At 56.5% G+C, this 12545-nt stretch carries 4 protein-coding genes; 1 reads left to right on the top strand and 3 read right to left on the bottom strand.

Annotation, left to right across the window (positions count from 1 at the left end):
* Window position 1 precedes the first annotated feature (1 nt).
* The 3 genes from CU041_RS02625 to CU041_RS02615 all read right to left on the bottom strand — a co-directional run bounded on the left by CU041_RS02625 (window position 2) and on the right by CU041_RS02615 (window position 4667).
* Window positions 2–2116 (bottom strand): ATP-binding cassette domain-containing protein, encoded by a 2115-nt coding sequence (locus CU041_RS02625; protein WP_101245647.1) that lies wholly within the window; start codon window positions 2114–2116, stop codon window positions 2–4.
* Window positions 2113–3810, bottom strand: coding sequence for an ABC transporter transmembrane domain-containing protein (locus CU041_RS02620; RefSeq protein WP_101245646.1), 1698 nt, complete (start codon window positions 3808–3810; stop codon window positions 2113–2115). Before CU041_RS02620 ends, CU041_RS02625 begins: the two co-directional genes overlap by 4 nt.
* A gap of 131 nt (window positions 3811–3941) precedes the next feature.
* Window positions 3942–4667 (bottom strand): response regulator, encoded by a 726-nt coding sequence (locus CU041_RS02615; RefSeq protein WP_170310100.1) that lies wholly within the window; start codon window positions 4665–4667, stop codon window positions 3942–3944.
* A 161-nt stretch (window positions 4668–4828) separates the two neighbouring features.
* On the opposite strand from CU041_RS02615, the gene CU041_RS02610 reads away from it, so the two are divergent.
* Complete coding sequence (locus CU041_RS02610; protein ID WP_170310099.1) at window positions 4829–12544, top strand: beta strand repeat-containing protein; 7716 nt, start codon at window positions 4829–4831, stop codon at window positions 12542–12544.
* Window position 12545: the final 1 nt, after the last annotated feature.

Raw genomic sequence — 12545 nt, 5'->3', positions numbered from 1 at the left:
ATCAAGCTCCCCGCTTCTGGGACAGTTCGCTTGGCGCACAGTTGCGCACCAGCATTCCCTGATTAAGAACCAGCACGCGGTCGGCAACACGAAGATATTCCGGCTCGTGCGTGGTGAAAATGGTTGTCGATTTGCCGCGTCTTTCTTCGATTTCCGACATGAAAAGATGACGCGACTGAATGCTGGCGGCATCGGGTTCATCAAGAAGAAGCAACCCGCGACGGCAATAGAACGCACGCGCCATCGAAAGAATGCGACCAAGGCTGCTTCGTGGGTCCAGATCGCAAAGCGACGTGTTATAGCGGTTTGGCAACCGCTGAACTTCGAATTCAAGGCCCATCTGCTTGCAGATCAGTTCTGCCGAGATCGTCTTGTCGAACGGATCGGCATGTTCGAGATATTCACGAATGGTCAGGGGCAGATGAATCGTATCGCGTGACATATAGGACATCGATTGACGCAAAACGTTCGGCGGCACATGGCTTGGCGATACGCCATCAATCGTGATTGTGCCGATCTGCGGGGCGGTTGTCCCGGCAATCACATCAAGCAGAACCGACTTGCCCGAACCGCTATGACCGGTAATGGCAATGGTTTCGCCCGCGGTGATTTCAAGTGACACATTGCGAAGTGCCGGGGAAATACCGCGCTGGAAGGTAATGGTCACACCGCTGAGCGAAATGTTGCCATTGATGCCCTTGATCTGGTTGCCCGTGCCGTCGGCCGCCGAATTGTCAAACATCATGTCGGCATTGGCCTGCGAGACATCCATCGAATTTTTGGTGTCGTTCCAGCGCAGCTTGGCTTCAAGCATTGATGGCACCGGGGACATGATCCGCCAGACCAGCGCAACCGAGGCAATCAGCGCACCGACTGTCAAATTCTGGTCCAGAACGGCAATCGTGCCAAATCCAAGCGTTGCTGTGACAGCAAGCGACCCCAGACCCGACGAAATGATACGGGCAAGATGCAATTTGCTTTGACGCAGACGGTCTGCTTCTGACAGGCGGGCTGATGCATCACGGAACCTGTTGAGCCAGTTCTGCGTACGTGCCGCCAGTTTGATGGTCAAAAGACGACGGGCAATTTCATGACAGACAAGATTGAAATCATCGGCCTTCTGGATCGTCAGCATGTTGCGTGATGACGGCGGCGCCAACAGCACCAGAATAAGCACCACACCACCACCAACCACAAGTGCCGGCACCGCCGCAAGCCACCCACCCAACACCGCAAGTGCAATGAAATAGATGATGCTGACCGGGCCTTCGATCAGCGCCATGCCGACCGGTCCGGTGATGAAGTTACGCACGGTTTCAACATCGCGCATCCTGGTCAGGCCAAGGCGGCTGTCAAACATCCGGGATTCGGTGTGCGAGATTTTGAGCAAACGGCTGAAAATCCGGGTATTGCCCCGAAATTCGGTATTGGCGGAAACCTTGGCCAATATCCAGGCACGGATCATCCGCGCGCAAAACTCGCCCACCACGGCAAGCATGAAACCGACAATCACATAGGCAAGGATTGTTGTATTTTCGGCGGCCAGAACCTGGTCATAAATGGCAAGTGTGAATAGCGGCAATGCCAGACCAAGGGTACTTGATACCAGCGTCAAAAACGCAATCAGCGGTCCGTGCCCGTCAAGATATTGCGAAATCTGTTCAAAAATGGTGGCCCGGATTGAACCGGCATTGCTGCGATTGTTTTCGGCAACCGAAAACACCAATGCACGCCCGATCGAATCAAGTGCCGGCATTTCTGTTTCCAGACCATTATCGATCCGCAAACAGATGGGCGGGCCGTCCCCGTTCGGGGTAATGGCAATCAGATTGCCTTCGCGGGTTTCGAAAACACACAGCAACCCGAAGAACAGCGTATCGCGCAACGATCCGTTCACCAGTTCCGGGGATGCGCCAAGGCTTAGCGAGAATTTGGCAATATCTTCAAGCTGCAAACGCTCATAATTCTGCGTGATGGTTGCAAGGTCTGTTGTCGTAACAGCCAAACCTGCCTTGACGAACAGCCTGTGAAGACCTTCGAAGCGAAGTTCCTCGAACGGATTCTTGGCATTCTCGGTTGTCGTGCGGCCTGCTGTGGTAACTGGAGTAAGCGTCATTTTGCTCTCGCCTCCACGGTTCTGATTTCTTGTAAGTGGCCTTCGGACAGCTTGAAGCGCCGCGACGAGACAGCCTTAAGGGTTTCACGGTCGCTGAAAATCAGGACAGTTGCCTTGCCCGACAGGGCCTTGATCAACCGCGACAGACGGATTTCGGTGTTGGCATCAAGACCGAATGTTGCATCATCAAGAATGATGAACTTCTTCTTCAGCGCCAGGGCACGTACGATTGCGATCTTTTGCAGGAAGCCGGTCGGCAGTGCGGTATTGGTTGAACCGATTTCGGTTGCATATCCCTTGGGCAGGCGTTTGACCGCCTGATCAAGTCCGATCAGATGGCTCAGATAACGCACATCGGCATAGTTATCCTGGTTGCCCATGGTCAGCGCATCAATCACCGTTCCTTCCGGCAACTGGGGCGATGTCCCGATGTAGGTTGTGTTGCTGCGAATGAGTTCGGCCGAACTGCCTTCAAGGCGGATACCATTGATGGTGATATTGCCCACGATCGGGCACAGCCCCAGAAGCGCTCGCGAAAATGTGGTTTTACCATCACCGCGGCCGCCTTCGATGCTGACAATCGTGCCCGGTTCGATATCAACCGTGATGTCTTCAAGGCAGGCCTGATCTTCACCGACCCGGCAGACGCTGACCTGATAAAGCGAAAGTTTCGGCGCGGCACTCCAACGCGGCAACTTGACCGCTGACGGTGCCGCATCGGTCGCACGGCCCAGCTTCAGTTTAAGGATTTCACGCTGTTTGTTCAGACGGTGCAGCTGGAACTGCATCAGGAACTGATAGCAGGTTTTAAGCGGCTCGATCGAACGACCGGTCAAAAGCGTGCACGCCGCCAGACCACCATATGTCATATTGCCCGACAAAACCGAAAGCGCACCAACCACGATCACCGACCCGATCAGGGCCTGGGTGACAAAGGTAAAGATCTCGACACTGGATGCTGACAGGAACTTCATCCGGCGCAGGCTTTCTGAATGCGCGCCCTGAATGTTCACAAACTTGTCGGAAAGCGCGACCTCGCATGCCAGCGATTTGGCATGGCCAAGATTGTCAAAAACACCCGACAGAAAATGCTGACGCGCATCTTCGCTATCGAAGTAGCTTTTTGACGCCCGTGTATGAAGAACAGCCAAGATCGAAATGACAATTGCAAACAGCATCAGCAATGTGATCGGCATCATGACCAGCCAGCCACCAATCAGCCCGACGATCGAAAGAATGCCGATCAGAAATGGCAAATCTGCGATCAGCTGTGCCCGCAGCAGAGTAAATTCGCGTTTGCTGTTGGCGATATTGAAGGTCGAACTCAGAACACCGAACGGAATGCGTGCCGCCGTCGGGAAGCTCTGACGCAACAGGCGCGAAAATGTCTTTTCACGAAGGGAATAATCAAGCCGGGCGGAAACCTTGGCCAGAATGGCCTGCCGCGAGAACCGCAACAGCATGTCGCACGCCACCACGATGACGATGCCGATCAGCAAGACCGTCAATGTCGGAATAGAGGAGCTCGGCAATACCCGGTCATAAACCAGAAGGATCGCAACCGGCATCGCCAGAGCCAGCAGGTTCAGCATTGCAGACGCAGCAAACAGGGTTAGCGCTTCATTCAAACGAATGCCGCGTGTCTTTCCTGCTGCCTGCAAAACCTGTGTTTGGCTCGTCGTTGACTCTGACATGAAATTTCCCTGGTTGCGAATTGCCAGCTCAGTTCATGCTCGGAGTTTAGTACGAGGCGGAAACACCTTTCAGTTTTGGGTCTGTAGCGAATTGTTACGCGATTGTTTTTGCCGATACATCCGGCGAACGGTCAATTGTCACCGGAACTGCTGAAAACATATCCCTTGCCGCGCACCGTCTGGATGAATTCCGGCTCGGCGGGTTCGCGTTCAATCCGTTTGCGCAGACGCGCAATCAGGATATCGATACTGCGGTCCATATATTCCCATTCCCGGCCACTCACCGCGACAGAAAGGTCATTGCGCGACAGAACCTGACCGCTATTGCTTGCCAGGAAATACAGCAATTCTGCCTCGTTTGCCGACAGCGTAAACTCGTCACCATTGTCATGCGTCAGACGATGTGTCTGGGCATCAAGTGACCACTCGGCAAACCGGATGTGCTTGTCGCCCGCTGCGGGTGCTGCAGGTTGGGCGGCATTGTTCAGATTGGTTCGGCGCAACAAACTTCTTATGCGTGCCAACAGGTTACGCGGTTCCAGCGGCTTTGTGACATAATCATCCGCGCCAAGCTCAAGACCGACAATCTGGTCGATGCTGTCACTTTTGCGCGAAAGAATGATCAGCGGCGAAGTCAGCGTTTCGCGCAACTTCCGCGTCAGGTCGAAACCGTCTCCGTCCGGCAACATGATATCAAGCAGTATCAGGTCAATTGTCTGGCTATCCAACAATTCCCACATTGCCTGGGCTGTATGGGCAACAACGACCTCATACCCTTCTTCGGATAAATAAACCTCAAGAAGATTTGTGATATCAGGATCGTCATCCACGATCATGATGGTCAGGCTTTGTGTCAAAAAAGACCCCAATTCAATTGTACACCAGGCATTACAATTTAATAACATTTTGCAACCAAAAGTGCATTTCTTTGTTGCGCCCGCTTCTCCAGAATTCATCGGAATAACGACAAATCTATGGGCGAAATCCTGTTCGCCGACGGAATTCTTGGAGACGAATGATGGCTGACATACGTGATCAGGGACAAGTCAACACACCGAAAGTTCAGGCTGACGATGGCCAGAGCCTTCAGGTGTCTCTGCGACAGGATACCTCGCTTTCCAGCGTTCATACGGGAAGCCGTCAGTGGTATGACCCCCGTATCGAAGCGGCCCCGGATGAAGGCTACACGCAGTCACCCGATATTTCGAACTCCTCCGAAAACTACAATGAATCTGTCCTTCAGGATGGCGACAGCTCTGTTTCAAACATAGAGTTGGGCGGGACCGGAAACAATGCCTCCTCGACCAAAATCGTAAACAATCAGGCCCCGATCGCAGGAAACGGGCAGGAAATTATTGAAACCAACAGCCCGCCTCTGCAACCGGTTACCCAGCCTGACACCGGCGACACCTTTGGCAACGGCTTTGGCGGCGGGGGTGGCGCTGGTGGCACATCGGGTTCTGGCGGCTCATCTGCGGCTGCCCGCTCGGTGGGCGGCGGCGGGGGTGGTGGCGGTACCACAACCATTGCTGGTGCCAGTGCCGATGATGCGGCGGCGGGGGCTTCGGGCTCCGATGTTCTTTCGGTAAATGATGTCGAAGGTGCGGGTGGTGAAAACCTGACACTGAACATCAATGTTTTCGAAGATAACTCCACCTCGATCTACATCATCCTGATCCAGGGCATGCCTGATGGCGCGACCCTTTCTGCCGGTGACAATCTCGGCAACGGGATCTGGCAGGTCAGCGTTGATGAACTTGATGGGCTGAGCGTTGCCATTACCGAAGAAACCATCGGCAATTACAATGTTACTGTCACTGTCATCAACACTGAAACCGGTGAAGTCGTCGATAGCGAGTCTTTTGAACTTGCTGCAAATGACGGTGCAGACGCCCCGACGCTCAGCGTTGACCCTGCTTCGGGCAATGAAGACAGCGCTATTGCGCTCGACATCACTGCTGGTCTGACTGATGCGGATGAGACCCTGTCGGTCACCATCAGCGACATCCCGGCGGGATCCACTCTGTCGGCTGGCACAGTAAACCCGGATGGGACTGTCACCCTGACTGCCGGTGAGTTGGCCGGTCTGACCATCACCCCGCCGGAAGACTTCAGCGGGTCGTTTGATCTGACCGTGACGGCGACTTCGACCGAAGGATCGGATACGGCATCTGTTAGTGAAACACTGGCCGTCACCGTCGATGCCCAGGCAGATGCACCGACGCTCAGTGTCGATCCGGCAACCGGCAATGAAGACAGCGCCATTGCGCTCGACATCACTGCCGGTCTGACTGACGCGGATGAAACCCTGTCGGTGACCATCAGTGACATTCCTGCTGGTTCCACCCTCTCGGCTGGTACCGTTAATCCGGATGGAACGGTTACCCTGACCGCTGCGGAACTCGCTGGCTTGACGATTACCCCGCCGGAAGACTTCAGCGGGTCGTTTGATCTGACCGTCACCGCAACGTCGAGTGACGGCGCGGACACGGCATCCATCGCAGATACCCTGTCGGTCACCGTCGATCCGGTTGCTGATGCTCCGACGCTCAGCGTTGATCCTGCCTCTGGTAACGAAGACAGCGCCATTGCACTCAACATCACCGCTGGTCTGACCGATGCAGACGAGACCCTGTCGGTCACCATCAGTGATATCCCGGCTGGGTCCACCCTGTCGGCTGGTACCGTAAACCCGGATGGGACTGTGACCCTCACCGCTGCGGAACTGGCAGGCCTGACGATCACACCGCCGGAAGACTTCAGCGGATCGTTTGATCTGACCGTCACCGCAACGTCGAGTGACGGCGCGGACACGGCATCCATCGCAGATACCCTGTCGGTCACCGTCGATCCGGTTGCTGATGCTCCGACGCTCAGTGTTGACCCGGCTTCGGGCAACGAAGACAGCGCGATTGCACTCGACATCACTGCTGGCCTGACCGATGCGGATGAAACCCTCTCGGTCACCATCAGTGATATCCCGGCGGGTTCCACTCTGTCGGCTGGTACCGTTAATCCGGACGGGACTGTGACCCTCACCGCTGCAGAACTTGCCGGTCTGACGATTACCCCGCCGGAAGACTTCAGTGGGTCCTTCGATCTGACTGTGACTGCAACGTCTTCCGATGGTGCGGATACCGCATCCGTTGCCGACACCCTGTCGGTTACGGTTGATCCGGTTGCTGATGCCCCGACGCTCAGTGTTGACCCGGCTTCGGGCAACGAAGACAGCGCGATTGCACTCGACATCACTGCTGGCCTGACCGATGCGGATGAAACCCTCTCGGTCACCATCAGTGATATCCCGGCGGGTTCCACCCTCTCGGCTGGTACTGTAAACCCTGATGGCACCGTCACCCTGACTGCCGGTGAGCTGGCCGGTCTGACGATCACGCCGCCGGAAGACTTCAGCGGGTCGTTTGATCTGACTGTGACTGCAACGTCTTCGGATGGCGCAGACACCGCATCCATCGCCGATACGCTCTCTGTCACCGTTGATCCGGTTGCAGATGCCCCGACGCTCAGTGTTGACCCGGCTTCGGGCAACGAAGACAGCGCGATTGCACTCGACATCACTGCTGGCCTGACCGATGCGGATGAAACCCTCTCGGTCACCATCAGTGATATCCCCGCGGGTTCCACCTTGTCGGCTGGCACCGTTAATCCGGATGGCACCGTCACCCTGACCGCTGGTGAGTTGGCAGGTCTGACCATCACCCCGCCGGAAGACTTTAACGGGTCGTTTGATCTAACTGTGACAGCTACCTCTTCGGATGGTGCAGATACGGCGTCCATCGCTGACACCCTGTCGGTTACGGTTGATCCGGTTGCTGATGCACCGGCCGTCACGATCGATATCGATCCGGTCATCGAAGAAAATGTTCCGTCCGATCTGACCATCACCCTCGATCCGCTTGAGGCCGATGTTACCGCAGAAATCACCGTCACCGGTCTGCCCGCTGATGCAACGCTCAGTGCCGGCACCCAGAACCCGGATGGCAGCTGGACCCTTTCCGAAGGCGACCTTGCGGGCTTGACCCTCACGGTTTCGACAACCGTCAATATCTCCTTCACGGTGGATGTCACCGTGACACACACCATCAATGGCACAACCGACAGCACGACCCAAAGTGCGACTGTCGATGTGGTCGATGCTGGCGCACTGCCAAGTGTTACTGTCAGCTTCGATGGTGCCGTGCTGGAAGATGCTGCAACACCTCTCGATATCAGTGTCGCCGTTGAAAGCGGTGAAAGTGTTGTCGAAGTCACTGTTGACGGCCTGCCTGCCGGTACCACTCTTTCTGCCGGAACCGTCAATCCCGACGGCTCCGTCACCCTGACCCCAGGCGAGCTGGCCGGTCTTACCCTGACCCCGCCTGACGATTACAATGGCAGCCTTGATTTCACGGTAACCGCTGAAACCACGTCCGGAGCCGGCACCGAAACCGTTACCGAAAACGTCTCGACAACGGTTGAAGCCGTTGCCGGCACCCCGACCCTGACGGTCAATGGCGCCAGCGGCGCTGAAGATGGCGGTGCCATCACGCTTGATATCACGGCCGGCGTAACCGATGCCGGTGAAGGCCTGGAAATCACCATCAGTGACATTCCCGCAGGCGCAACCCTGTCGGCTGGCACTGTAAACCCGGATGGGACGGTTACCCTCACCGCTGGTGAGTTGGCAGGTCTGACCATCACCCCACCGGAAGACTTTAGTGGGTCGTTTGATCTGACCGTCACTGCAACGTCGAGTGACGGTGCCGACACAGCGTCGATCGCCGATACGCTTTCGGTCACTGTCGATCCGGTCGCGGATGCCCCGACACTCAGTGTCGATCCGGCAACAGGTAACGAAGACATTGCCATTGCGCTCGATATCACCGCGGGTCTGACTGATGCCGACGAGACCCTGTCGGTCACCATCAGCGACATCCCGGCTGGTTCAACTCTTTCGGCTGGTACCGTTAATCCGGATGGAACCGTCACTCTGACTGCTGCGGAACTCGCTGGTTTGACGATTACGCCGCCGGAAGACTTCAGCGGGTCGTTTGATCTGACTGTAACCGCCACCTCCTCGGATGGTGCAGACACGGCATCCGTTGCCGACACCCTGTCGGTTACTGTTGATCCGGTTGCTGATGCACCGACGCTCAGCGTTGACCCGGCTTCGGGCAACGAAGACAGTGCAATTGCACTCGACATCACCGCGGGTCTGACTGATGCCGACGAGACCCTGTCGGTCACCATCAGCGACATCCCGGCTGGTTCCACTCTGTCCGCTGGTACCGTTAATCCCGACGGCACTGTGACCCTGACTGCTGGTGAGTTGGCAGGCCTGACAATTACACCCCCAGAAGACTTTAGCGGATCGTTTGATCTGACTGTGACTGCAACGTCTTCCGATGGTGCGGATACGGCGTCGATTGCAGATACCCTGTCGGTTACGGTTGATCCGGTTGCTGACGCACCGACGCTCAGCGTTGATCCTGCCTCTGGTAACGAAGACAGCGCCATTGCGCTCGATATCTCCGCTGGCCTGACCGATGCGGATGAGACCCTCTCGGTGACCATCAGCGACATTCCGGCTGGTTCCACTCTGTCGGCTGGTACCGTTAATCCGGATGGAACGGTTACCCTGACCGCTGCAGAACTTGCTGGCTTGACGATTACCCCGCCGGAAGACTTCAGCGGGTCGTTTGATCTGACCGTGACTGCAACGTCTTCCGATGGTGCGGATACCGCGTCGATCGCCGATACCCTGTCTGTGACCGTTGATCCGGTTGCCGATGCCCCGACACTCAGTGTCGATCCGGCAACCGGCAACGAAGACAGCGCCATTGCTCTCGACATTACCGCTGGCCTAACCGATGCGGACGAAACCCTGTCGGTGACCATCAGTGACATTCCTGCTGGTTCCACCTTGTCGGCTGGCACCGTCAATCCGGATGGGACTGTGACCCTGACTGCCGGTGAGTTGGCTGGTTTGACAATCACGCCGCCAGAAGACTTCAGTGGCTCATTCGATCTGACTGTGACGGCGACCTCCTCGGATGGTGCAGATACCGCGTCGATCGCCGATACCCTGTCGGTTACGGTTGATCCGGTTGCCGATGCTCCGACGCTGAGCGTTGATCCGGCTTCGGGCAATGAAGACAGCGCCATTGCGCTTGATATCACCGCTGGCCTGACCGATGCGGATGAGACCCTGTCGGTGACCATCAGTGACATTCCGGCTGGTTCCACCCTCTCGGCTGGTACCGTTAATCCGGATGGAACGGTTACCCTGACCGCTGCGGAACTCGCTGGCTTGACGATTACCCCGCCGGAAGACTTCAGCGGGTCGTTTGATCTGACTGTGACTGCAACGTCTTCGGATGGTGCGGATACCGCATCCATAGCCGATACCCTGTCTGTCACCGTTGATCCGGTTGCTGATGCTCCGACGCTGAGCGTTGATCCTGCCTCTGGTAACGAAGACAGCGCCATTGCACTCAACATCACCGCTGGTCTGACCGATGCAGACGAGACCCTGTCGGTCACCATCAGTGATATCCCGGCTGGGTCCACCCTGTCGGCTGGTACCGTAAACCCGGATGGGACTGTGACCCTGACCGCTGGTGAGTTGGCAGGTCTGACCATCACCCCGCCGGAAGACTTCAGTGGCTCGTTTGATCTGACCGTGACGGCGACTTCGACCGAAGGATCGGATACGGCATCTGTTAGTGAAACACTTGCCGTCACCGTTGATGCCCAGGCAGACGCTCCGACACTCAGTGTTGATCCGGCTTCGGGCAACGAAGACAGCGCCATTGCGCTCGACATCACCGCTGGCCTGACCGATGCGGATGAAACCCTGTCGGTCACCATCAGCGACATCCCGGCGGGTTCTACTTTGTCGGCTGGTACTGTAAACCCGGATGGGACCGTCACCCTGACTGCCGGTGAGCTGGCTGGTCTGACCATCACGCCGCCTGCTGATTACTATGGCTCGTTCGATCTGACAGTTACCGCGACTTCGGTTGATGGCTCAGACTCTGCATCTGTCTCTGAAACGCTTACGGTTCAGGTTGAAAACGTTGCAGACGGTCCTGAGTTGACCCTTGGCCTGCCAGCACTGTGTCTGGAAGACACAGCCTGTGGTCTGACCATCGATGTTGGCGTACTGGCACCATCAGAAGTACTGGAAGTCACCATCGAAGGGTTGCCCAATGATGCAACCCTGTCGGCTGGCATCAAGAACCCGGATGGCAGCTGGACCCTGACACAGGCAGAACTGGTCGGTTTGACCGTCACTGTCCTTGAGCCCGGTGATTCGCTTCTGACTGTAACCGCCACCGTCAATGACCCGATCAGTGGCACCAGCGACAGCACCATTGCCAATATCAATCTTGAGGTCCTCAATGTCGCAGAAGGCCCGACCCTGAATCTCGGGCTGCCGGCGCTGTGTCTGGAAGACACTGCTTGCGGTCTGACAATCGATGTTGGTGTGTTGGCACCATCGGAAGTTCTTGAAGTCACCATCGAAGGGCTGCCCAATGATGCGACCCTTTCGGCCGGCATCAAAAACCCGGATGGCAGCTGGACCCTGACCCAGGCCGAACTTGTCGGGCTGACTGTCACTGTCCTTGAGCCCGGTGATTCGCTTTTGACTGTAACCGCCACCGTCAATGATCCGATCAGTGGCACCAGCGACAGCACCATTGCCAATATCAATCTTGAGGTCCTGAATGTCGCAGAAGGCCCGACCCTTAATCTGGGACTGCCGGCACTGTGCCTCGAAGACACGGCTTGTGGTCTGACCATCGATGTTGGTGTACTGGCACCATCAGAAGTACTGGAAGTCACCATCGAAGGGCTGCCCAATGATGGGACCCTGTCGGCTGGCATCAAGAATCCGGATGGCAGCTGGACCCTGACCCAGGCCGAACTTGTTGGGCTGACTGTCACTGTCCTTGAGCCGGGTGATTCGCTTCTGACCGTGACCGCCACTGTCAATGATCCGATCAGTGGCACCAGCGACAGCACAATTGCCAATATCAATCTTGAGGTCCTCAATGTCGCAGAAGGCCCGACGCTTAATCTGGGGCTGCCGGCACTGTGCCTCGAAGACACTGCTTGTGGTCTGACCATCGATGTTGGTGTGTTGTCCCCGACCGAGGTACTTGAAGTCACCATCGAAGGATTGCCTAACGATGCGACCCTGTCCGCCGGGATCGAAAACCCCGATGGTAGCTGGACCCTGACACAGGCTGAACTCGTCGGTTTGACCGTCACCGCGCTGGAACCGGGGGATTCGCTTCTGACCGTGACCGCCACTGTCAGTGATCCGATCAGTGGCACCAGTGACAGCACGATTGCCAATATCAATCTGGAAGTTCTCAATATCGCAGATGCACCGACACTTGATCTGTCGCTTTCTGCTGCTGTGATCGAGGACTCGCCCACGCCGCTTTTGATTACGGTAAGTGATCTTGCCCTTACCGAGGATGTCACCCTGACAATTGACGGGGTGGATAACGGTGCGACGCTTAATGCCGGAACGCTTAACCCGGATGGCACCTATACGCTTGAGCTTCTGGATCTGGTGGGTCTGGCGATCACGCCGGACACCGAAGACGATCTGCAATTGTCGATCACGGCGACGGTTGAAGATTCTTCGAGCAATACTGTGGCGACAACGACGGCAACGCTGGATATCGATGTGCTGCCAAATCCGTTGGATCCGTTGATCTGAT

The organism is Thalassospira povalilytica (genome assembly GCF_002844235.1).
Lineage (GTDB): Bacteria > Pseudomonadota > Alphaproteobacteria > Rhodospirillales > Thalassospiraceae > Thalassospira > Thalassospira povalilytica.
The sequence above is the reverse complement of the archived record's forward strand: the minus strand, read 5'-3'. Positions and strand labels throughout refer to the sequence as shown.